This is a genomic window from Methanocalculus chunghsingensis (assembly GCF_018132105.1).
GTDB lineage: Archaea > Halobacteriota > Methanomicrobia > Methanomicrobiales > Methanocorpusculaceae > Methanocalculus > Methanocalculus chunghsingensis.
The window spans coordinates 177,043-198,764 of sequence record NZ_JWHL01000002.1; the positions used below are offsets into that span (position 1 = coordinate 177,043).

At 55.3% G+C, this 21,722-nt stretch carries 22 protein-coding genes; 13 read left to right on the top strand and 9 right to left on the bottom strand.

Annotation, left to right across the window (positions count from 1 at the left end; genetic code table 11):
• Complete coding sequence (locus tag RJ53_RS02490) at nt 1-888, top strand: dihydroorotate dehydrogenase (RefSeq protein WP_211530026.1); 888 nt, start codon at nt 1-3, stop codon at nt 886-888.
• Nucleotides 881-1,648 (top strand): dihydroorotate dehydrogenase electron transfer subunit, encoded by a 768-nt coding sequence (locus RJ53_RS02495; protein ID WP_211530027.1) that lies wholly within the window; start codon nt 881-883, stop codon nt 1,646-1,648. Before RJ53_RS02490 ends, RJ53_RS02495 begins: the two co-directional genes overlap by 8 nt.
• A gap of 2 nt (nt 1,649-1,650) precedes the next feature.
• Here the strand turns inward: RJ53_RS02495 and mobA are convergent, their stop codons facing one another.
• The 4 genes from mobA to RJ53_RS02515 all read right to left on the bottom strand — a co-directional run bounded on the left by mobA (nt 1,651) and on the right by RJ53_RS02515 (nt 6,217).
• Nucleotides 1,651-2,253, bottom strand: coding sequence for a molybdenum cofactor guanylyltransferase (mobA, locus tag RJ53_RS02500; protein ID WP_211530028.1), 603 nt, complete (start codon nt 2,251-2,253; stop codon nt 1,651-1,653).
• A gap of 12 nt (nt 2,254-2,265) precedes the next feature.
• Nucleotides 2,266-2,733, bottom strand: a complete 468-nt coding sequence (locus RJ53_RS02505; protein ID WP_211530029.1) for a methylated-DNA--[protein]-cysteine S-methyltransferase — start codon at nt 2,731-2,733, stop codon at nt 2,266-2,268.
• On the bottom strand, nt 2,724-4,721 hold the full coding sequence (locus RJ53_RS02510; RefSeq protein ID WP_211530030.1) for an ATP-dependent DNA helicase: 1,998 nt from the start codon (nt 4,719-4,721) through the stop codon (nt 2,724-2,726). The genes RJ53_RS02505 and RJ53_RS02510 overlap by 10 nt, the downstream gene beginning before the upstream one ends.
• 95 nt (nt 4,722-4,816) lie before the next feature.
• On the bottom strand, nt 4,817-6,217 hold the full coding sequence (locus RJ53_RS02515) for a sensor histidine kinase (RefSeq protein WP_211530031.1): 1,401 nt from the start codon (nt 6,215-6,217) through the stop codon (nt 4,817-4,819).
• A gap of 88 nt (nt 6,218-6,305) precedes the next feature.
• Here RJ53_RS02515 and purB point away from each other — a divergent pair, with 88 nt between their 5' ends.
• A complete protein-coding gene (purB, locus tag RJ53_RS02520) occupies nt 6,306-7,646 on the top strand; it encodes an adenylosuccinate lyase (protein ID WP_211530032.1) in 1,341 nt (446 codons plus the stop codon).
• Between the two features lies 1 nt (nt 7,647).
• On the opposite strand, the gene RJ53_RS02525 is transcribed toward purB, so the two are convergent.
• From RJ53_RS02525 to RJ53_RS02545, 5 genes are all read right to left on the bottom strand, one after another.
• The gene (locus tag RJ53_RS02525; RefSeq protein ID WP_211530033.1) at nt 7,648-8,037 is read right to left on the bottom strand and encodes a nuclear transport factor 2 family protein; all 390 of its coding nucleotides are present in this window, start codon (nt 8,035-8,037) and stop codon (nt 7,648-7,650) included.
• A 59-nt stretch (nt 8,038-8,096) separates the two neighbouring features.
• On the bottom strand, nt 8,097-9,266 hold the full coding sequence (locus RJ53_RS02530) for an ABC transporter permease (RefSeq protein ID WP_211530034.1): 1,170 nt from the start codon (nt 9,264-9,266) through the stop codon (nt 8,097-8,099).
• Nucleotides 9,263-9,931, bottom strand: coding sequence for an ABC transporter ATP-binding protein (locus tag RJ53_RS02535; RefSeq protein WP_211530035.1), 669 nt, complete (start codon nt 9,929-9,931; stop codon nt 9,263-9,265). Before RJ53_RS02535 ends, RJ53_RS02530 begins: the two co-directional genes overlap by 4 nt.
• Nucleotides 9,932-10,045: 114 nt before the next feature.
• Complete coding sequence (locus RJ53_RS02540; RefSeq protein ID WP_211530036.1) at nt 10,046-10,252, bottom strand: helix-turn-helix transcriptional regulator; 207 nt, start codon at nt 10,250-10,252, stop codon at nt 10,046-10,048.
• Nucleotides 10,245-10,640, bottom strand: coding sequence for a DUF2178 domain-containing protein (locus RJ53_RS02545; RefSeq protein ID WP_211530037.1), 396 nt, complete (start codon nt 10,638-10,640; stop codon nt 10,245-10,247). The genes RJ53_RS02540 and RJ53_RS02545 overlap by 8 nt, the downstream gene beginning before the upstream one ends.
• Before the next feature lie 169 nt (nt 10,641-10,809).
• Between RJ53_RS02545 and RJ53_RS02550 the strand changes: the two genes are divergently transcribed.
• From RJ53_RS02550 to RJ53_RS02595, 10 genes are read left to right on the top strand one after another with little or no spacing between them, the layout of a single operon-like run.
• Nucleotides 10,810-11,016, top strand: a complete 207-nt coding sequence (locus RJ53_RS02550; protein ID WP_211530038.1) for a hypothetical protein — start codon at nt 10,810-10,812, stop codon at nt 11,014-11,016.
• Between the two features lie 53 nt (nt 11,017-11,069).
• The gene (locus tag RJ53_RS02555; protein WP_211530039.1) at nt 11,070-12,086 is read left to right on the top strand and encodes an asparagine synthase C-terminal domain-containing protein; all 1,017 of its coding nucleotides are present in this window, start codon (nt 11,070-11,072) and stop codon (nt 12,084-12,086) included.
• The gene (gene gatC / locus RJ53_RS02560; RefSeq protein WP_211530040.1) at nt 12,076-12,345 is read left to right on the top strand and encodes an Asp-tRNA(Asn)/Glu-tRNA(Gln) amidotransferase subunit GatC; all 270 of its coding nucleotides are present in this window, start codon (nt 12,076-12,078) and stop codon (nt 12,343-12,345) included. The genes RJ53_RS02555 and gatC overlap by 11 nt, the downstream gene beginning before the upstream one ends.
• Before the next feature lies 1 nt (nt 12,346).
• A complete protein-coding gene (gatA, locus tag RJ53_RS02565) occupies nt 12,347-13,645 on the top strand; it encodes an Asp-tRNA(Asn)/Glu-tRNA(Gln) amidotransferase subunit GatA (protein ID WP_211530041.1) in 1,299 nt (432 codons plus the stop codon).
• Entirely contained in the window at nt 13,642-15,054 is a 1,413-nt protein-coding gene (gene gatB / locus RJ53_RS02570) for an Asp-tRNA(Asn)/Glu-tRNA(Gln) amidotransferase subunit GatB (protein ID WP_211530042.1), read from the top strand. Before gatA ends, gatB begins: the two co-directional genes overlap by 4 nt.
• Before the next feature lie 17 nt (nt 15,055-15,071).
• Complete coding sequence (locus RJ53_RS02575) at nt 15,072-17,861, top strand: DNA topoisomerase I (RefSeq protein WP_211530043.1); 2,790 nt, start codon at nt 15,072-15,074, stop codon at nt 17,859-17,861.
• A complete protein-coding gene (locus RJ53_RS02580) occupies nt 17,858-18,538 on the top strand; it encodes a phosphoglycerol geranylgeranyltransferase (RefSeq protein ID WP_211530044.1) in 681 nt (226 codons plus the stop codon). The genes RJ53_RS02575 and RJ53_RS02580 overlap by 4 nt, the downstream gene beginning before the upstream one ends.
• A gap of 3 nt (nt 18,539-18,541) precedes the next feature.
• Entirely contained in the window at nt 18,542-19,258 is a 717-nt protein-coding gene (locus RJ53_RS02585) for an RNA methyltransferase (RefSeq protein ID WP_211530045.1), read from the top strand.
• 16 nt (nt 19,259-19,274) lie between these two features.
• Complete coding sequence (gene dcd, locus RJ53_RS02590; protein WP_211530046.1) at nt 19,275-19,832, top strand: dCTP deaminase; 558 nt, start codon at nt 19,275-19,277, stop codon at nt 19,830-19,832.
• Between the two features lie 53 nt (nt 19,833-19,885).
• Entirely contained in the window at nt 19,886-21,712 is a 1,827-nt protein-coding gene (locus RJ53_RS02595; protein WP_211530097.1) for a threonine--tRNA ligase, read from the top strand.
• The last annotated feature ends 10 nt before the right edge of the window (nt 21,713-21,722 follow it).

Genomic DNA, 21,722 nt, shown 5'->3' on the forward strand with positions numbered 1-21,722 from the left:
ATGATCACTCTTCAGAAAGGTCCTGTCCATATCGGCGGGATCACCCTTCATAACCATCTCATCCTTGCAGCAGGTGTCCTTGGGACGACCGGCGCATCACTTGGGAGGATGCTCAGGCTCGGTGCAGGGGGTGTCGTCACCAAGTCGATCGGCCCTGAGCCGAAGGCGGGGCATTCCGGCCCCTGCCTCATCCCGCTCAACGGCGGTCTCCTCAACGCGATGGGTCTTCCAAATCCCTCCAGAGACTATCTCGATGAGATCACCCATCTTCGGGATGAACCAGTCATCATCAGTATCTTTGGCGGCACACCAGAGGAGTTTGGGGAGGTTGCATCCTGGTTTGCAGATACGGCGGTCGGGTTTGAACTGAACCTCTCCTGCCCGCATGCCGAGGGGTACGGCGCTGCCATCGGTGCGGATCCCGCCATTGTCCGGGCATGTACTGAGGAGGTGGCGGCATACGGCATCCCGACATGGGTGAAGCTGACGCCAAATGTCACCGATATCGGTGTCATCGGCCGTGCCGCAGAAGAGGGGGGGGCATCGGCCATCGTTGCTGTCAATACGGTCAGGGGGATGCGCATATCGATCGATCTCCGCCGCCCCGTCCTCGGGAACAGGTTCGGCGGCATCTCCGGTCCGATGATCTTCCCCATCGCGCTCCGCTGCGTCTATGATCTCTATGATGCCTGCTCACTACCGATCATCGGGTGTGGCGGCGTCAGCTCGGCAGAGGATGTCATCGAGATGATGATGGCTGGCGCCTCGGCCGTCCAGATAGGAAGCGCCGTCTATGACGATATCGCCATCTTTGAGCAGATCGCAGCCTCACTGTACGCGGATGATGGCCTTGCCGCAGATGAGATCGTGGGGTGCGCCCATGCATGACGGGATGCCGGTTGTGGTGACGGTGAGAGAGATCATCGACGAGACCCCGACGATTCGGACGATCCGTTTTGATCATCCCTTTTCCATCCGGCCGGGCCAGTTCTGCATGGTCTGGGCACCCGGCGTCGATGAGATCCCGATGGGGTACTCATCCCCGGACACCATCACCGTCCAGCGGGTTGGTGAGGCGACCGCTGCCCTCACCTCCCTTGCTGTCGGGGATCGGCTTGGTATCCGGGGCCCCTTCGGTAACGGCTTCTCACCAGAGGGACGGCTCCTTGCCATCGCCGGGGGTGTCGGTGTCGCTCCGCTCTATCCCCTTGCAGCGGCAGGGGTGGTTGAGACCTTCATCCTTGGTGCACGGACGGCAGAGGAACTCACCTTCGCAACTCCCCTTGCTGCCCTTGCAGATCTCAGGATCGCGACCGATGATGGAACCGCGGGATATCATGGCTTCGTCACCGGGATCATCGATGAGGAGATCGATCTCTCCTCGTATGATACCATCTGTGTCTGCGGCCCTGAGATGATGATGAAAGGGATCCTCGACCGGCTTGATGCGGCAGGGATCGCCGGACGTGGCCAGTTCTCACTGCACCGGTACATGAAGTGTGGTGTCGGGGTCTGTGGTTCCTGCTCCATCGATCCGGACGGGCTCCGGGTCTGTAAGGACGGTCCGGTCTTCACCGGTGATCAGATTCTTAACTCCGAGTTCGGAGTCTATTCCCGGGATGCGAGCGGGAGGAAGAAAAGGCCCTGAGTTCAGGGGAGGGTGCCGTTGATCGCCTCAAGATCCGCGAGATCGTTGATGTTTGTGAAGGTCACCAGCTCCGGGTCGATTGCCCGGAGCTCATTAATCGGAATGAACCTGGTATGAATGCTCCACACCATCTTCCGGATAGAATAGGAGGGTGGAGAGGCAAGATAGTCCAGAATGGCAGATCTTCGATAAACAGCATGAAGCGGCTCGAACATATCCTCATTCCAGCTGGGAACGGCCGCATCCGCATCATGCAGCTCATCAAAGAGGTATCTGACAATATCTGCCCGGATACAGGGCATATCGCAGGCGGTGATAAAGATCCGCTCATGGCTCGCAACCGCGACACCGGCTATGATCCCCCCAAGTGGTCCGATCCCCCTGATCTCATCTGCTACGGTCATGATGCCGGGAATATCCGAGAAACGACCACATTGTTCGTCATCCCTGGCGACGATGATGATCTCATCGACGACGGTTGATAGCGTTTCGACAAGATGGGAGATGAAAGATCTCCCTTTGTAGCTGAAGAAGTACTTCTCCTTCCCGCCTGATCGCCGCGCCTCGCCCCCAACGAGGATCAGAGCTGTTGTCTCCCCTGGCATATCGTTCTAAGATTATTTGGACTGCTCGCTGTTAAGGCTGTCTTTTCGTCTCGTCCTTGCCTCAAGATCGAGAAGCTCTTTTTTTATCGCTTTATCCGGGGTAAATCCGCCGATATCTCTCTTTCCGATGACCCGGTGGCAGGGGATGATGATCGGGGTCGGGTTCCGTGCAAGGGCTCCCCCGACGACACGGGCATGCGTCCCTGCAGATGCTGCGATCTCCCCGTATGTCCGTGTCTCTCCGTATGGGATCTCCCTGACGATCCGGTAGATTCGTGCGGAGACCCCATCCCCCTCCTCTGCAGGGGAGGAGAAGAGCGAGAGGTCGGTCCTTCTTCCGGCGAGATATCCCGTGATCTCAGGTGGTATCGGATCTCCCCCGCCGGATCGACCAAACCAGACCCGGTGAATACAGTTTCCATCCCAGGCGACCGATACCGGCCAGAGGCCAAACCTTCCGCTCCCCTCTCTCATCGCCATCGTGTAATAATTCCTTCCGTGACATCTGCGGTGACGGGTTTCATCTCCTGCTGCATCCATGGCGGGAGACCCGCCTTTACATCATCTTCCAGAAACCGGCTGTCTCCAAGGATGAGAAGGCCATGATCCTCCGGTGTCCGAAGCACCCTCCCGAGTGCCTGCGTCGCCTTATTGATGGCAGGGAGGGTGTAGGCGATGAACTCCCCTTCCTTTCCGAATTTCCTCTTGAAGTACTGTATTGCCATCGCCCGGACCTGGGTATAGGGGGCGAGCGGGAGGCCGACGACCATCGCACCAGCCAGGAGATCGCCCCGGTAATCAAGCCCCTCGCTCCACTTGCCGCCGCATACGGCAAAGAGTATCCCGGACTTCTTCTTCTTCGGGAGACTGAGAAACTCAGCCAGCATTTCGTTCGCCTCTGCGGCATCACGCGGCTCGATGAAGACCTTCTTCTTCATCAGTCTGCAGCGGGCGGCGTAATCGGCCATGATCTGGTATGACGGGAAGTAAACAGCGAGATTGCCTGGATGACCTGAAAATGCGGTGATCATCCTGACGGTCCGGTCGATATTCCCCTTATCCTGCCGCATCCGGTAGGCGGTCGTGATATCCTCAGATGCAAGAAGAAGCCGGTTCTTCTGCGGGAAGGCGTTTGGGATAGAGAGAGTGGTGACAGGAAGATCCGCAAAATAGTACTGCCTGAAACTCTCGAGCGGGGAGAGGGTGCCGCTGATGAAGAGGAGGGCATGGTGTGCGGTTGCAATCTCCTGAAGTTTTCCGGCGGGATCGATATTCCTGACTTCGAGGATGACCGACTCGTCATCCTTCCTGAAGAGGGTCAGGTATGCGGGATCGGTCGCCGAGCAATGTATCCGAAAGAGAAACTCGCAGAGCCGTTCAATAGCAGACTCCCGGAAGTCTGCATTCTGGAGGCTCTTTTCCCGGATGGCATCGCTGATTGCGATGATATCCTCAACAATCGCTGCCATCGAGGGGTAGAGGGAGCCTTTCGTCAGTATCCGGTCAAAGATGGCAGGGTCAAACCAGTCTTCCACTTCGGTTGAGCGACGGAGCCCGTCCATGAAGTCACGGATCCTCGGGAGGACATGCCGGACAGCCTCCACTCCCTTCACCTTCGTCTTCAGTGATGAGAGCTCATGGGATGCCTGCTGGATGTCGCGTTCATCGAGGGAGACACTCTGGATTCCCTGAACGACATCCCCGACGTTATGTGCCTCATCAACAAGAATGATCAGATCCTTCGGCTCGACATTCAGTGAAACGAGAAGCTGCTCCCTGATATCATCGTTGAAGAGATGATGATAGTTCACAATGACGACATCGGCATTCTTTGCAGAGGTGATCATCATATCGTACGGGCAGAGTCCCCCTGCGTACGCATGCAGGGAATCCGGGTTCACAACTGAGCTTGCGGCCTTCTCGGCTTTTTTTCTGATCTCCTGGGATGGAACGAGCCTGAGCCCCTCATCCCCCTCAAGGAAGACCCGGCTCCTGACGAAGTAGGGGCAGATGAGGGGATTGTCCCGATCCTGCCGCTTGATCTGTTTGATGATCTCGGGATCCTGTGCGGGAACGAGGGAACCCTTCATCGCCCGCTCACGCATCAGTGCATTGGTAAAGGCCTTCACCCCTTCGCAGCGCCGGTAAACATCCCCGAGGCCGCCGAGCGGGCACATTCCCCTCTTTCCAATTAAGTAGGTGAACTTCAGCCCCGCCTTCTTCCTCCGAATCATATCAAGCTCCCTGATAAAAGTATTGAGCTGGCTGATCGTCCTGACGGCAACAAGGATCGTCCTTCCGCTCGATTCGGCAAGGAGTGCGGAAACAACGCTCGATTTACCGCTTCCAGTCGGTGCATCGATTAAGAGAACCCCGCCCTGGCGTGCGGTCCCGGCAGCGGCATTGAGCATCTCCTCCTGATGGGGACGGTACTTCGGATAGGGAAACCAGTCGTTTATATCACTCATTTGGGGCTCCTTAATTGGTTAATAATTGAATTTCAGTTGTCTCCGGATCATTTTTATTCGGAGATTATAAAGGGATGGCGACCCGGGGGTGAAAGTTACCCTGCCCTTCGAAGCCAGAACGAGATGCCTGCCCCGGTTGGCTGATCGATCACTGCGATCTCCCCTCCATACCGGTGTACGAGCTGCCGGACGATATACAGGCCGAGGCCCGATCCGCTCCTCCGATCATCACCCGGGGTATATCTGGAGAAGAGGATCGGCCTGAGATCCGGGGGGATTCCCGGTCCGTCGTCCTGGACGGTGATGCAGACGCGATCGCCCTCCGGCCTGACGCTGATTGTTATCCGGGTCTCGTCACCCCCGAACTTGAGGCTGTTTCCGATGAGATTATTGAAGATCCGGGGGAGGAGATCATCGGCATACACGATGATCCCGCTCTTCTCCCAGGCGATCTCTGCTTTTGGAAACAGACCCGTCTCATCCCCGATGACGCGGTCGAGGGATACCGGCTCAAGCCGCTTCTCTGAAGATCCGATAAGCCGAATCGTATTAACATTCCTGATTATACCACTCGACTGCCGGATTCCCGCCTGTGCCCTCCGGAGATACTCTTCAGACGGTGTCCCGAGGAGCATCTCGAGATATCCTTCGGTGACCATGTTGGCATTGCGAATATCATGCTCCATAATATCGAGGAGGAGGGTATTCTCCTCCATAGCATCATTGTACTTCTGCTGGAGAACCGCCCGCCGCACCGCACCACCGATCGATCGCCCGATGGAAGTGAGGATATCTTCTTCCTGCCGGGAGTATCGTCGTGGTTTGCTGTGTGCACAGCAGATCACCCCGATCACCTCCCCACGGGAGAGGATGGGGAGTATCGCAAGCGAATAGACCCCAAGCTCCCCGTCTGCATGGTCGAGGTCCATATATTCTTCAAGGAAGACCGGTTTCTTTCCGGTCATGACAGATGAGAAGGGTGGCGATGATACGTCAATACACATACGACTGCCGAAGCAGTATTCGATATATCCTGCCATCACACGACGTTCCATTCTGTCCGGATCGTCTGTCTGGAGGTAGATCGCACCACAATCGACATCAATGAGCCGGATCGTCTCCCAGAGGCAGGTCTGAAGGATATCCTGGCATGTATGTTTTGATGATGCCGATTCGACGACCGCATGCAGGATCCGGAGCTGCTGGTACGCCTCTTCCAGTGCCTTCCTCTCCGTGCAGGCATCGACTGATGGCGAGAGGTAATAGATGAGATCGTCATCAGGTCCGGGCGTGATCAGAAGATTATGACCGGATGGAAGGGAAAGACCTGTTGCCCTGCCTGAAAGATGGACCTCCTCCCCTGCCCCGAGGATCTGATCGCTGATCCCGGCGAAGAGGGGGTGATCATGGATAGCTCCCCCCTCCCCCTCTGATGCATGGATCTCCCCGTTCCTGCTCACTTTCAGGGTTGTTACCGGAAGATGCGAAGAATGCATGAGAATATATCAGAATCTGAAGAGATAGTTCTTCTCCGGTTCCCGGGATGGATCGGTTTAATTCCACCACACCCCCATATATACACCCATGGCGATCCATCCGATAGATTACAGGTACGGCACCCCGGAGATGCGCCGTATCTGGAGTGAAGAGGCACGGTTCAACGCGATCATCCGCGCCGAAGCAGCACTTGCCGTAGCAGAAGCCGAGATCGGTCTCATCCCCGCCGATGCGGCTGAAGCCATTGAAGCAGCGGTTCCGAAGGCCTCCCTCCGTCGCGCAAACGAGATCGAAGCCGAGATCAATCATGATATGATGGCCGTCGTCAAGGCGCTTGCCGAGGTATCCGGCCCGGCCGGCCGATGGGTACACTATGGTGCAACCTCAAACGACATCCTTGATACTGCGACAGCTCTTCAGCTGAAGGATGCACTCGACTGCATCGAGGAGAAGCTTCAGCGGCTCCTTCTTGTCCTGATGGATCGGAGTGCCGCAACGAAGGAGCTCGTCTGTGCCGGCAGAACCCATGGCCAGATTGGTGTACCGACAACCTGGGGGCTCAGGTTTGCTATCTGGGCAAGTGAAGTGGGGAGGCATATCATACGGCTTCGCGAGATCAGGCCCCGTGTCGTTGTCGGCCAGATGACCGGCGCTGTCGGAACCCAGGCGGCCCTTGGAGAGGATGGAATCGAGGTCCAGGCGGCGATGATGCAGCACCTCGGTATCGGTTCTGTGGATGTCTCAAACCAGGTCATCTCCCGGGATCGCTATGCAGAATACTTCTTCCTCCTCGCCAATATCGCAACCACCCTGGATAAGATCGGGATAGAGATCCGCTCCATGCAACGGACAGAGATTGCAGAGGTTGAGGAGGCTTTTGCCAAAAAGCAGGTGGGATCAAGCACGATGCCACATAAGAGAAACCCGATCAAGAGCGAGCAGGTCGGGGGGCTTGCACGGGTGATCCGTTCAGCCGTCGAACCCGCCCTTCAGAACAACACACTCTGGGATGAACGGGATCTCACCAACTCCTCCTGTGAACGGGTGATCTTTCCCGAGGCGACGATCCTCTGCGATCACTGCCTGAAGGTGATGACGGATGCACTCACCGGGCTGATCATCAAAGAGGAGAATGTTCGGAAAAATCTGGATCTCCTGCATGGTGTCAACCTTGCCGAATCGGTCATGATTGAACTGACCCGGCGGGGGATGGACCGGCAGGAGGCCCATGAGGTGATCCGGACGACGAGCATGCAGGCACTTGAGGAGAAGAGGCCGCTCGCCGAGATCCTCTCTGCCGTCCCGGAGGTCACAAAACTCATATCAAAAGCGGAGATCGAGGACGCACTCCTGCCTGACCGGTACATCGGAACATCAGTCCGGCAGGTGGAGCGGGTACTCCAGAAACTCGCCCCGCTCACCTCGTAAATCAGGTATTGGAGGGTGCAGACCTGGATAGATGGTACTGGACCACCACCCACCGGTGGCCGGTACCCCGGAGGACCATGGTGAATCGGCATGGAAGGACTTCTTCATCGATGGTGAGGACCAGATCCCCGATCACCCATGCGATCATCCCCTCCGCTTTTATTGTACATGCACCCCTTCGGAGAGAGAACGTCTCTGCCATCGCATATCTCTTCCTCAGAACAGCTTCAAACTCTCTTCTATTGTGTACCCTCCAATCATCGCCGGGGTCATAGCCCATGATATCATCGGCGGAGATCCCGAGGATGGCAGGGATATCCCTCCTCTCCCATGCAGCGGTGAACTGGTCGAGGAGATCCTCTATCTGGTCTTTCGTCTGTGTACTGAGCATAGCAGATAATCACCCTCTGAGCAGAAAAAAGGAGATGCGTCTTCCCTATTGAGGGAGGTTCAGTCGTTTGAGAGTGCATCGATCGGGTTCAGCTGCGCTGCCCGGTGGGCTGGATAGACCCCTGCCGCGATACAGATGACTGTTCCGATGATCATGCCGTAGATGACCGTGATGACGGTATGCATCGTCAGTAGATAGCTGATATCCTGCATGATCAGCATAATCAGCAGACCCCCTCCAACAAGGCTGAGGAGACCGCCGCAGACCGATCCGATGAGGCCGAGGATCGCTGCTTCATAGAGGAACATCTTGCTGATATCCGCCTTCTGCGTTCCAATACTCCGGAGAATCCCGATCTCCTTGATCCGTTCGTTCACCGAGATGAGCATCACGTTGAGGATACTGACTGCCGCGACGAGAAGTGATATCCCCCCGATTGCCATCACAAAGAGGGATATCTGTCCGATGGCCTCCTGAATCGAGGAGATGAGGGATCGGAAGTCCATAATATTGACGACATCCTCACGCCTGTTCAGGCGGGCATCAATAGCGTCTTTTATTCCATCGATATCATCCAGGTTATGGACCGTGATGACAACCTGATCATATTTGCCTCTGCCACTATATGTTGCCTCATACCAGCGCTCAGACCCGATAATGGCGTTATCTGTCTGGATTCCCCCTGAGAAGCCGGTATCTTCGAGGATGCCGACGACCCGTATCCGCTGTTCACGGGCGCCGATTCCGACAGTGATGAAGTTGCCTTCCCTGATACCATAATTCCGGGCAAGTGTCTGGCCGATCATCACACCCTCAGTGCCTGAGATATACCGGCCGGATATGAGCGTTGTTATCGGAGGGAGCTCACCGGGATCAACGCCGTAGACCGAGGAGTACCCCTGTGAATCACCCACCTTCACCTGATCATAGGTATTGTAAAAGGCAATTGTCGGGTTTCTCCCGGCGATAAGCTTTATCTGCCGAATATCCCGCTCATCGATCCCGGCCTTCTCATCCCCTACCGAGGGGCCTGCCGGGGTGATGATGATCGTATTACCCATATTCATCAGCTCATCAGAGACGGACTGTTCGAGTGCGCCTCCGAGGAGCCCCATCGAGGTGATCGCGACAACACCGATGATGATCCCGATGGCAGCAAGAATTGACCGGAAGAGATGGAGGCGGACATTACGCTGTGCAAGCTCAAATGTCATCCCGAGATTGATCACTGGATCACCCCGTCTCGTATTGTGATGAGGCGGTCAGCGTACGTTGCGATCTCATCTGAATGGGTGACCATCACAATCGTCTTCCCCTGCCTGTTCAGATCAGTCAGGAGGTCCATGATCTGGTTTCCTGTCTTTGAGTCGAGGTTGCCCGTCGGTTCATCACAGAGGATGATTCGTGGATCATTCGCGAGTGCCCGTGCGATCGCCACCCTCTGCTGCTGGCCGCCGGAGAGCTGGTTTGGCGTATGTTTCATATGTCCTCCATCAAGGCCGACGAGCCTGAGGAGATCGGCTGGCCTGCCGGTTGTATCCCTGGCACCAGTCTTCAGGATGAGCGGGTACTCCACATTCTCAAATGCGGTGAGGAGGGGGATCAGGTTAAACTTCTGGAAGATGAAGCCGATTGCATCCCTCCGGAGATTCGTCAGTTCATAATCCGAGAGTTCGCGGGTATTCTTCCCCTCAATATAGAGGTTTCCTGAGGTGGGCTGATCAAGGCATCCGATCTGGTTGAGGAGTGTTGTCTTCCCCGAGCCTGATGCACCCATGATCGCAACAAATTCTCCGACACCAATATCGAGGGTGACGCCGTTTAACGCATAGACATCCCCCGCCTCCATCGGGTAGATCCTTTTGACATCTTCAAGCCGGATACAGATCTCCATTAATTCTCTCCGTTCATGGTGCAGGGCAGCATGATAATGTAAAGTACATTGTACATTTTGTTATATATGGGTTGTTGGTACTCATTGGAAACTCATCTAAGAAGATCGTTATTATTACGAGCGATCCTCATCCTCATAGAGAAAGATCTCTTCCATTGTGACCCCGAAATACCGGCTGATCTTAAATGCAAGTTCAAGCGAGGGATCATACTTCCCCTTCTCGATGGCAAGGATCGTCTGCCTGGTGACGCCAAGAGCAACCGCAAGCTCCTCCTGTGTCAGGCCGTGTTCTGTCCGGTAGATCTTGATTCTGTTATTCATCGAAGACTCCAAATTTCCGGGAATAATAGAACCCGAAGATGATGAAGACGAGGATGATCAGGAGAATATTCTGGATCATGGCAAAGCCCTGGTCGAGGAGGGCCGGAGCGTCCTCCCAGTGCCCGATACCGAGGATGAAGACCGAGAAGAGGAAGAGAATCAGGATTGATATCTCGAGTGTCCGGACCGCCGTCTTCTCATATATCAATACCAGCCGTTCATCGATGATGACATTCATCTTTCGCCAGATCCAGAAGAGGAAGAGTGCCAGAGCAAGAAGCAGATAGGTAAGTAGCCTCAGATTCTCCATCATGACTGCCGCCCATGTACCGGCGAGGATGCCGATTGCAACGGCGAAGAGAGCCACCCATGAAACGATTCGATTCATCTCTATTCTCAATGCGTAATCTGATTAATAATAGATACCGGAGCAGTCATCCCCTCTTGTTACATTTTGTAACGTCTATACCTCCCTATTGTTACATTATGTAACATCCTCTGCCTACATCTGTTACAAAATGTAACATTAACGTAGTATGAGACCCAATCTTCTATCCATGTCCAGAGTGGTGAGAATCGCAGATGATGCCTATGAGATCGCAACCGGGTATGCTCCCACCCTCAGCGAGGGGATACGGGTGATGGACGCCCTCATCCGTGAACTTCGTGAGAAGGGATCATCCCCGAATGATCCAAAAGAGATCGAACGGATGATTCGAAATGCGGTCAGGGATGAGATCGAGTCGGTCGTCTATCGGGGGTAGACGGAACCACAGGTTTATCTCTGACTGGTGAAGAGTGTACGGATAGGTTTGCTATGGACGCTGAACTCCATATTCGTGGATGGGTCGAGGATGATGGAAAAGTCCTCACAGAGGATGAGATCAGATCGATCGTCTCCAGCCATCATGATCGGATCTCCCATCTGGGTGGAGAGTTCTCCATCACCTGGGGGGGATACCGGCTCCGCGATCACTTTGGTGTCGTCCCGGGTGATTCTCCCCCCGGCATCTTCGAAGAGGATGGCAGGGTAATCTGCCGGATCTCCCCCGAGCCTGCAATTCTCCCTCTTGAAGAGGCGATCGAGACCGCGGTCCGTTTACGGAGCAGTCCTGATAGTGTTGTTGCTCTCTCCGGGGGTGTCGACTCGTCAATCATCGCTGCCATCTCGGGGAGACCCTCCATCGGTGTCGGGATCGAGGGCTCTCATGATCTCGTTCGCGCCCGGGATGTCGCCCGGGTGATCGGATCAGATTTCACCCCTGTCCTCATCGACCCGGATGAGGTGGAGGATGCCCTTAGACGCGTACTCCCGCTCCTCCCCTCTCCAAGCCCGGTTGATGCCTCGATTGCGGTGACTGCGTACTTCCTCTGCAGGGCAGCATCGGACCTCGGCTATGCTCGGATCATCTCCGGCCAGGGGGCAGATGAGATCTTCTGCGGATACAACCGGTATCTTGAGAGCAGGGATCTCAAGGCAGATCGTGCCGCAGATATTGCTGATCTTCCGAGGCAGATGGCACGGGACCAGGGGGTCGCCGGACTCTTCGGGATCTGGATCTCCTTACCATACCTGGACATGCGGGTGATGCGCGCCGCAGAGGAGATCCCGATCGATGAGATGATCCGGTCCGGGGTGAGAAAATTCCCGCTCCGTTCGGCTGCCAGAGCCTTTCTACCAGCTGATATCGCATCATATGAGAAGAAAGCAATGCAGTATGGCAGCGGTGTCTGGAAGGTTATCCGGGATCTCGCACGGGAAAGTGGTTTTAAAAGGGCAGTACAAGGGTACATGAATCAGTTGCAGGAAGGTAGGGCAGAGCATGGTTTCTGAAGAGGATGTTGCACATATTGCCGCGATCACAGATGTCGGCGTCGATGCATCTGAACTGAAGCTCTTCACAGGGCAGTTCAATGCAATACTTGAATATTTTGATATCCTTGACTCCGTCGAGGGTGGTAATGGCGAGCCTGTCGGGCCGACGAACATATTCCGTGAGGATGTTGTCGTGCAATCGCTTTCTCAGGAGGATGTCCTCCGAAACTCGACAGATCCGGAAGACGGGTTTATCCGGGCCCCGAGGGTGATCTGAGATGGAGAAGACCTTCACCTTTGATCGCCCGGACCCATGCAACGCCTTCATCAAAATCTGTGAGAACATTACCTATGGTGAAGGCCCTCTCTCCGGTATTTCTGTCGGTATCAAGGATAATATCTCGACCTCCGGAATCGAAACGACCTGTGGTTCACATATCCTGCAAGGATACATTCCCCCATATAATGCCCATGTCGTCACCCTCCTCAGATCTGCAGGTGCGGCGATCGTCGGGAAGACGAATATGGACGAGTTTGGGATGGGTACCACCACCGAGACTTCATCCTTCGGCCCGACGAAAAATCCGGTCGATCCGACCCGGGCACCGGGCGGCTCTTCCGGCGGTTCTGCGGCGGCAGTCAGATCCGGGCTTGTCAGGCTGGCTCTTGGAACAGATACCGGCGGGTCAGTCCGTTGTCCTGCCTCGTTCTGCGGGATCGTCGGGCTGAAGCCGACCTATGGCCGTGTTTCCAGGTACGGATTGATCGCCTATGCCAACTCGATGGAGCAGATTGGACCGATGGCGGCCAATGTCAGGGACTGCGCCCTCCTCTATTCGGTTATTGCAGGCTATGATCCCCGGGATGGAACAAGCGTTGACAAGCCTGCCCCGGCCCCTGTCAGCCCGGTGATTGCCGGAAAGAAGATCGGAGTTCCTGCCGAGTACTTTGGTGAAGGGGTGGATCCGGCAGTTGCTGAGACGGTTACAGAAGCGATTGAGAAGCTCGCCGATCTCGGCGCTGAGATCGTACCCTGCACCATGCCATCGATGAAGTATGCTCTTGCCGCCTATTATGTCACCTCGATGAGCGAGGCAAGCTCAAACCTTGGACGATATGATGGGGTCAGGTATGGAATGGCCCCGGAGATGGTTCAGCCCTGGCATGAGGCATTCTCTGCCATCCGGCGTTCCGGGTTTGGTGAGGAGGTGCGGCGGAGGATCCTGCTCGGTAGCTTCGCCCTCTCTGCCGGGTATCAGGGGAAGTACTATGCCAAGGCACAGGCGGCACGACAGATGGTCAGGGACGACTTTGCCCGACTCTTTGCTGAGGTTGACATCATCGCAGGCCCGACGATGCCGACCGTCGCCTTCCGCCTCGGTGAAGCGGCAGATCCCCTCTCGATGTACCTTGCCGATATCCTGACCGTTCCTGCGAACCTTGCAGGAATACCGGCGATATCGGTACCGTGTGGCGAGGCTCACGATCTTCCGGTCGGACTTCAGCTGATGGGCAGGCACTTTGCCGAGGATGAGATCCTCTCTGCTGCTCTTGCATATGAGGAGGGATCGGCATGACCGTCATCATCGGCCTTGAGATCCATTGTCAGTTGAATACTGCAACAAAGCTTTTCTGCGGCTGTTCGACCGACTACCGGGATGACGGGCCAAATACCCATGTCTGCCCGGTCTGCCTCGGCCTGCCCGGATCACTGCCGGTAACAAACCGGCAGGCGGTCATCTATGCTCTCAAAGTTGCAAAAGCCCTCCATTGTGAGGTTCCTGAGGTCTCTGAGTTTGCCCGGAAGAATTACTTCTACCCGGATCTTGCCAAGGCATACCAGATCACCCAGTACGACAAGCCCCTTGCCCTCGGCGGCTATGTCGATATCGAGGGTGAGGACGGCCGGGAGAAGCGGGTTGAACTGACGAGGATTCACATGGAGGAGGATCCCGGCCGGCTCGTCCATATGGGGAGCGGGGATCGCGGCCGCTATACCCTCGTCGATTACAACCGATCCGGAATCCCGCTCATTGAGATCGTCACCGAACCACAGCTCTCCTCACCGAAAGAGGCACGCCGTTTCCTAAACAAACTCAGGGCAACGCTTGAGTACCTCGGGATCTATGACTCCGAACGGGAGGGATCGCTTCGTGTTGATGCGAACATCTCGATCAAAGGCTACGAGCGGGTTGAGGTGAAGAATATCACCAGTTATAAGGGTGTCGAGAAGGCGCTCACCTTTGAGATCACCCGGCAGAAAGGGATGATCAGGAGGAACGCCCAGATCGTCAGGGAGACCCGGCATTACCAGGAGGCGCGGGGTGTGACCACCTCAGCCCGGTCAAAGGAGCTTGAGCATGATTACCGGTATTTCCCTGAGCCGGATCTCGCCCTGATGCGGGTCAGTTCATGGGTGGATGAGATTGCCCTCCCTGAACTGCCAGATGCCCGGCGTGACCGGTTTATGAAACAGTACGGGGTCTCCTTAAATCATGCCCGCACACTCACCGGTGATCTCGGGCTTGCCGAGTTCTTCGAAGAGATCGTCGGTGACAGTCCTGAGATCGCCGCTCCCTGGACCGCAGACATCCTTCTTGGGGAATTGAACTACCGGGATATGCCGGTCTCAAAGGTTCCTGTACAGGAGTATCGGGAACTCCTTGATGAAGCCGGAAGCGGGCGAATCACTGATACCTCGGCTGTTGAGATCCTCAGGCTCATCCTCAACCAGGTGATGGAAGGATCAGATCCTGAGAAGCCGGGAGCGATCATCTCCCGTCTCGGACTGGCGAAGGAGTCCGGAGAATCCTTCAGGGAGATCGTTGCGACGGTCCTCGCCGATAATGATGCCGCCGTCTCTGATCATCGTGCCGGGAAGAATGGGGCAATCAACTTCCTCGTCGGCCAGGTGATGAAGGCAACGAGAGGAAAGGCCGATCCAAAAGAGATTCGGGAGATCATCGATGATCTCCTCAAAGAGTAGTACAGGGGAGAATATCAGTGCACCTGATCATAGCCGAGAAAAATATTGCTGCACGGCGTATTGCCGAGATACTGGCAGGGAAAGCGAAGGTATCCGCAAAAAAAGATGGATCTGCGAACCTCTATGAATTCGGCGATACGAAGGTGATCGGGCTCCGTGGCCATGTCGTCGAGGTGGATTTTGAACCCGGCTATGACAACTGGCGGAGTGCTACCCATCCCCCACGAACCCTTATTGATGCCGGGATCATCAAGAGGCCGACGGAGAAGAAGATCGTCTCGATCCTCCAGAAGGTGGCACGGAAAGCCGATCTCGTCACAATCGCCACCGACTATGACACCGAAGGTGAACTGATCGGAAAAGAGGCATACGAACTGGTGCGTGCCGTCAATAACACCGTTGAGGTTGATCGGGCGCGTTTCTCAGCGATCACTCCGGATGAGATACACCGGGCCTTTGCAGAGACCAAACCCCTTGACTTCCATCTGGCAGCTGCCGGTGAGACCCGGCAGATCGTCGATCTTGTCTGGGGAGCATCGCTCACCCGTTTCATCTCGATTGCGGCCAAGCGTGGTGGGGGGAATATTCTGTCGGTAGGCCGGGTGCAGAGTCCTACCCTTGCGATGATCGTCGATCGTGAGAAGGAGATCGAGGCATTCGTCCCGGAGACATACTGGATGGTCCGGCTCGACTCGGAGAAGGATCACCTCCCGATTGAGGCGCGACATACCCATGGCCGGTTCAAAGAGAAGGAGGAGGCTCAGGCTGCGGTTGCCGGTTCTCTCCCCCCTCTCACCGTTAATGAGGTGATTGAAGGTGAGAAGGCCGATCGTGCTCCCACACCGCTTGATACGACATCGCTGATCGTCGCCGCCGGAAGGCTTGGGTACTCAGCGGCGAATGCGATGCGGGTTGCCGAAGATCTCTATATGAACGGGTACATCTCGTATCCGAGGACCGATAACACGGTCTATCCCCCAAGCCTTAATCTCAATGGCATCGTCTCGGATCTCTCTAAAGGGGTCTTTGCAAAGGACGGGAAATGGGTTGCAGAGAATATGCGGCCTAAACCTACCCGTGGCAAGAAGGAGACGACCGATCACCCACCCATCCACCCTGCCGGATATGGAAGCCCGGAGAAGATTGGAGAGGATGCCTGGAAACTCTATGAGTTCATTGTCAGGAGATTCTTTGCCACCCTTTCCCCAGATGCGAAATGGAAGACCCTGAAGGTGAATATGTCTGCGGGAAGTGAGCCATACACAGCGACCGGAGGGAGGCTGGTTGAGCCCGGCTATCGGACTGTGTACCAGTATTCCGATGCGAAAGAGCGGATTTTACCAAAACTCACCGCTGGAGATACACTTCCTATCAATGCGGTTCATCTCGATGAGAAGGAGACCCAGCCCCCGGCCAGATATACCCAGAGCAGGCTGATCCAGAAGATGGAGGAGCTTGGGCTCGGGACAAAGAGTACCCGCCATGAGGTGATCCAGAAGCTGATCGGACGGAAATACGTTGAAGGCAATCCTCTCCGTCCAACACTTGTCGGACGGGCTGTCACCGATACTCTGGAGCAGTATGCTGATACGATCACCCGGCCGGAGATGACCCGTGCCCTTGAGGATCATATGAACATGATCAAGGTCCGTGAGAAACGATCCGACGATGTTCTCACCGAGTCACGGGAGATGCTCGACCGGGTCTTTGATCAGCTTGAAGGCAATGAGTCCTTGATTGGTGAGGATATCATGGAGATGACCATCGAGGAGTCCATCGTTGGCCCCTGTCCCATCTGTGGTCATTCTCTTCGTATCAGGAGGATGGGGTCATCCCAGTTCATCGGGTGTATGCACTATCCTGACTGCACCTTTAATATGAGCCTCCCTCCTGGCACATGGGGTGGCGCAGTCAGGACGAAGGAGGTCTGCCCGACTCACTCCTTAAACCACATCCGGCTCGTACGGAAGGGTGCCCGCCCCTGGGATCTCGGCTGCCCCCTCTGTTCTCACATCGCATCGAACAAGGAGGCGATTGCCATGATCCCGGGGTGTGATGATGAGCTTATCCGTTCCCTCCATGAGCACCATCTCTATGCGATTACGGAATTGACATCCAGAACTCCTCTTGAACTCTCCGGGCTCATCGGCATACCGACGCAGAAAGCAGAAGAGATCATTCTGGGTGCCGGGGACGTCATCAATAAACTTCGTCTCCGGACAGAGATGAAGAAGTTCATCCGCGATACCATCACTCCACGGAAGGGGAGGAGCCCTGCAAAGATCGTCAAGGCATTGATCGAGGAGGATGTCAGCGATATCACTGCCCTGGGGAAGGCTGATCCCGGCCTTCTCAGGAAGGCAGGACTCTCCGAGACGGAGGCTCTGGAGGTGACCGGGTCGGCAAAAGAGGCGAGTGATGCCCGCATCCTCAAGGATGCCGGCATCCCTGCCATATCACTGAAGAAGTATCGTGAGGCCGGGATCACCTCCCCCGAAGCCTTCCTGAACAGGCATCCGGCAGGTATCTCCCTTGCATCGGGCGTCTCGATCGAGACCGTGATCAAACACGTTTCACTCATCTGTGAACAGTATAACCGGCCACCTCCGGGGAAGATCACCAAAGGAGCATTTCTGAAAGGGCAGAAGGAACTCACCGACCTTCCGGGTGTTGGGGAGGCGACGCTCCTGAAGCTGGCTGATGCAGGAGTATATAACCGGGAGACTCTTCTCGCTGTGAGAGACGATATCCCCGGTATCTCTCCTGATGTGATCTCAAAGATGAAGAAGAAGGCGGAAATTGCATGAGCTGGAAAGACTGGGTTCATATAACAAAGTTAGATCCTGACAGATACCTCGACAAGGATGCAATAGAGATCGTGGCAACAAGCGGAACCGATGCGCTGATGCTCTCTGGTACGCTGAATGTCACGCCAGAGAATCAGGCTGAACTCTATGACCTGGTGAGAGATTATGACATGCCGATCGTCGTTGAACCGGCAGATCCCTGTGGTGCACGGTTTGAGGGGATCGATCTCGTCTTTGTTCCAAGCGTTCTGAATGCTTCACACCCCCTCTGGATCGTTGGCCAGCATCAGCGGTGGGTCCGGAACTATTCCATAGACTGGGAGAGGGTTGTTCCTGAGGCATATATTGTCCTGAATCCGGCATCATCGGTTGCGAAGGTGACCGGATCTGACTGCAGCCTCTCTGCCGAGGCAGTATCTGCTTATGCAACTGTCGCTGACCGGTACTTCAGGTTCCCTGTTGTCTATATCGAGTATTCAGGAACATACGGAGACCCGGATGTCGTAAAGGCTGTCTCGGAGAATGTTTCTGATGCACGCATCTTCTATGGCGGCGGGATTAACAATGCAGAGCGTGCCGCAGAGATGAGCGCATATGCAGATACCATCGTCGTCGGTAATGCCGTCTATGAGGCCGGCATTGAGGCGCTGAAGGCGACGGTCAGGGCGGTTCGATAGGGGATGCCCGACGTAGATATCGTCCTCGTCGAACCCCTCTATGAAGGGAACGTCGGGTTTGCCGCACGGGTGATGAAGAATTTCGGGTTTACGAACCTTGTCCTTGTGAACCCCTGTCCGCTCGGTGACGAAGCGATCGCCCGTTCATCCCATGCCCGTGATATTCTCGAATCTGCAGAACGGATCAGCCTTGAAGAGGTCTTTGAGCGAAGTGCCGTCACCATCGCAACGACCGGCACACTCGGCAAGTCGGTGACCAACCCGATGCGGATGCCGTTTTATGATCCGGCCGAGCTCCGTGATATCATCACCCCGATTGACGGGCGGGTCTCCATCCTCTTTGGAAGGGAGAACTGGGGGCTGAATAACGATGAGGTGCGGCGATCTGATATTATCTGCACCATCCCGACATCGCCTGTGTATCCGATCATCAATATCTCCCATGCCATCGGGATCATCTGTTACGAGCTCGCCGGTATTCCCCGCGGTGAATACCTGCTTGCAAGCAGGCTCGAGATGGACTGTCTCTATGAGCATATCAGCTCGTTTCTGGATCGGATCGAACACCCGCCGGAGAAACGGGCGACGACACTTCTTCTTGTACGGCGTGTCCTTGGCAGAACCCTCCTCACTGCACGGGAGGCGAGCACGCTCCATGGCCTCCTGAGGAGGACAGAGTGGCATCTCGACAATCCGGAAGGAAGCGATAAGTCAGAGTAAGTGCCACAGAAGAGGAATGATCCTTGTTGACTGGCAGATCATCGATCGTGTCAATCGTGGCCATATTCTGATTGATCCCTACGATCCCGGACTGGTTCAGCCTAATTCCCTTGATATTCGGCTTGGCGACCATTTTGTCTGGTATCGTCCCGGAGACGGGGTCATCGACCCCTACGACAAATCAAGTATCGAATCTGAGACCGAAGAGACGAATGCTCCCTATTTTGATATCGCGCCGGGTATGTTTGTACTCGCAGAAACGATGGAGACGATCGGACTTCCCGATAATATCGTGGCAAGTATCGAAGGGAAGAGCAGTATCGCACGGTTCGGTGTTGAGCTTCACCAGACCGGTGGTTGGATTGACGCAGGATTCCGGGGTACGATCACCCTTGAGATGTGTAATGTAAATGTCCGTCCTGTCCGCGTTTATGCCGGGATGCCTGTCGGCCAGCTTGTCTTCTATACAACCGAGCGCGCGGCATGCCCGTACGATAAGAAACCGGATGCGAAATACATGGACCAGCGGCAGGCGACCCTTTCCCGGTATGCAGCGAATAAGCGGCAGGACTGAGTTGATATATAAATAATCAATACGCACATGTACAGGATTTGGATGGTTCAATCATGCGGCTTCTTCTGATACATTCGGATTATATTGAGTATGAGGCACAGAAGAAGACGGCGATGGCAGAAGAGGATATTCTCGGAAAGGATTCACTCAATGATGCTATCACCGCCTTCTGTGCTGTAGAATCGATCGATGAAGAGGATCTCAGCGACGTCGTCTCCCAGGCGGCAGCCGAGATCCTGGCAACTGCTGAGAAGGTTAATGCAGAACGGGTGATGATCTACCCGTATGCCCATCTCTCAAACGATCTTGCAACACCGGATCGGGCGGTCGCTGCTCTCAAGGCACTTGAAAGTGCTCTCTCTGAGAGGATCGAGGTGAAGAGGGCACCGTTTGGCTGGTATAAATCCTTCAAACTATCCTGTAAGGGCCATCCCCTCTCCGAACTCTCGCGGACTATTGTCCCTGGTGGTGCCGATGCACCTGCAAAGAAAGAGGTGAGCCGCGAATGGTTCGTCCTCACTCCGGAGGGTGAGAAGAAGGATATCAGCGGGTATATCGATGACTCGAACTTCGGCCGTCTTGTGGCAAAGGAGACCGGAACAGGGGGTACGGTCGGCGGTGACCCAATCCATGTCGAACTGATGCGGGCAAAGGAGCTTGTTGATTACGAGGCGAGATCCGATGTCGGCAACCTCAGATGGCTCCCACGCGGCAAACTGATCCGGGATCTTCTGGCTGATTATTGTCTTCATACCGTCCTTGAATACGGGGGATCACCGGTTGAGACCCCGGTGATGTATGATCTCGGCGATCCCGCCATCTATGAACATGCCGCCAAGTTCGGAGAGCGTCAGTACCGGTTTAAATCAAATAACCGAAATATGATGCTCCGGTTTGCTGCATGTTTCGGTATGTTCTCGATTATGCATGATATGCATATCTCCCCAAATACCCTTCCGATGAAGATGTACGAACTTTCGACGTACTCCTTCCGCCATGAACAGAAGGGAGAGGTGATCGGTCTGAAGCGTCTGCGTACCTTCACGATGCCGGATATGCATACCCTCACAAAGAATATGGCAGATGCCCTCTCCTGCTTTGAAGAGCAGCTCCTGATGGGGTGGAAGAGCGGTGCGGATCTTGAAACTCCACTTGAAGGGGCATTCCGGTGCACCCGAGATTTCTATGATGAGCATGCAGACTGGGTCCAAAAGATTGTGAAACTCTCCGGCCGACCTCTCCTCATCGAGATCATCTCGGAGAGGATGCACTACTGGGTTGCAAAGATTGATCTCGCCGCAATCGACAGCCAGGGCAGGCCGATCGAGAATCCGACCGTCCAGATCGATGTTGAGAGCGCACACCGGTTTGACATCTCCTACCATGACCGTGACGGTCAGGTGATCCACCCTCCGATCCTTCACTGCTCACCGACCGGATCGATCGAGCGGGTCATCTGTGCGATGCTTGAAGGGACAGGCCGGATGGCTGTGCCATCATTCCCGGTATGGCTTGCACCAACACAGGTACGTATTCTCCCGGTTGCGGAGCGGCATATCGGATATGCAAAGAATCTGATGGAGCAGATGAATGCTGCCGCCATCCGGTGCGACCTCGATGATCGTGACGAATCAGTCGGGAAGAAGATCCGTGAAGCCGGGATGGACTGGGTTCCATTCGTTGTTGTCGTTGGTGATCAGGAGATGGAATCCGATCTCCTGACGGTGACAATCCGGTCAAAGTCCGAGCCGAAGAAGCCGTTCAAGGAGCAGCTGAAGGCAGAGGATCTCATCGCGCTTGTTCGCGGTGAGACTGTTGACAAACCCTTCCGTCCGCTCTATACCCCGCGCCTCCTCTCGAAGAAGCCGCGATATATCTGACCCACTTTTT

What these genes read in the sequence shown, in the direction of transcription:
- RJ53_RS02510 (WP_211530030.1), bottom strand. Translation starts at nt 4,721, where the DNA reads ATGAGTGATATAAACGACTGGTTTCCCTATCCGAAGTACCGTCCCCAT.
- RJ53_RS02595 (WP_211530097.1), top strand. Translation starts at nt 19,886, where the DNA reads ATGCGGCTTCTTCTGATACATTCGGATTATATTGAGTATGAGGCACAG.
- RJ53_RS02550 (WP_211530038.1), top strand. Translation starts at nt 10,810, where the DNA reads ATGTCCAGAGTGGTGAGAATCGCAGATGATGCCTATGAGATCGCAACC.
- mobA (WP_211530028.1), bottom strand. Translation starts at nt 2,253, where the DNA reads ATGCCAGGGGAGACAACAGCTCTGATCCTCGTTGGGGGCGAGGCGCGG.
- RJ53_RS02525 (WP_211530033.1), bottom strand. Translation starts at nt 8,037, where the DNA reads ATGCTCAGTACACAGACGAAAGACCAGATAGAGGATCTCCTCGACCAG.
- gatC (WP_211530040.1), top strand. Translation starts at nt 12,076, where the DNA reads ATGGTTTCTGAAGAGGATGTTGCACATATTGCCGCGATCACAGATGTC.
- RJ53_RS02555 (WP_211530039.1), top strand. Translation starts at nt 11,070, where the DNA reads ATGGACGCTGAACTCCATATTCGTGGATGGGTCGAGGATGATGGAAAA.
- RJ53_RS02535 (WP_211530035.1), bottom strand. Translation starts at nt 9,931, where the DNA reads ATGGAGATCTGTATCCGGCTTGAAGATGTCAAAAGGATCTACCCGATG.
- RJ53_RS02515 (WP_211530031.1), bottom strand. Translation starts at nt 6,217, where the DNA reads ATGCATTCTTCGCATCTTCCGGTAACAACCCTGAAAGTGAGCAGGAAC.
- RJ53_RS02505 (WP_211530029.1), bottom strand. Translation starts at nt 2,733, where the DNA reads ATGGCGATGAGAGAGGGGAGCGGAAGGTTTGGCCTCTGGCCGGTATCG.
- gatB (WP_211530042.1), top strand. Translation starts at nt 13,642, where the DNA reads ATGACCGTCATCATCGGCCTTGAGATCCATTGTCAGTTGAATACTGCA.
- purB (WP_211530032.1), top strand. Translation starts at nt 6,306, where the DNA reads ATGGCGATCCATCCGATAGATTACAGGTACGGCACCCCGGAGATGCGC.
- dcd (WP_211530046.1), top strand. Translation starts at nt 19,275, where the DNA reads ATGATCCTTGTTGACTGGCAGATCATCGATCGTGTCAATCGTGGCCAT.
- RJ53_RS02545 (WP_211530037.1), bottom strand. Translation starts at nt 10,640, where the DNA reads ATGAATCGAATCGTTTCATGGGTGGCTCTCTTCGCCGTTGCAATCGGC.
- RJ53_RS02495 (WP_211530027.1), top strand. Translation starts at nt 881, where the DNA reads ATGCATGACGGGATGCCGGTTGTGGTGACGGTGAGAGAGATCATCGAC.
- RJ53_RS02580 (WP_211530044.1), top strand. Translation starts at nt 17,858, where the DNA reads ATGAGCTGGAAAGACTGGGTTCATATAACAAAGTTAGATCCTGACAGA.
- RJ53_RS02490 (WP_211530026.1), top strand. Translation starts at nt 1, where the DNA reads ATGATCACTCTTCAGAAAGGTCCTGTCCATATCGGCGGGATCACCCTT.
- RJ53_RS02540 (WP_211530036.1), bottom strand. Translation starts at nt 10,252, where the DNA reads ATGAATAACAGAATCAAGATCTACCGGACAGAACACGGCCTGACACAG.
- RJ53_RS02585 (WP_211530045.1), top strand. Translation starts at nt 18,542, where the DNA reads ATGCCCGACGTAGATATCGTCCTCGTCGAACCCCTCTATGAAGGGAAC.
- gatA (WP_211530041.1), top strand. Translation starts at nt 12,347, where the DNA reads ATGGAGAAGACCTTCACCTTTGATCGCCCGGACCCATGCAACGCCTTC.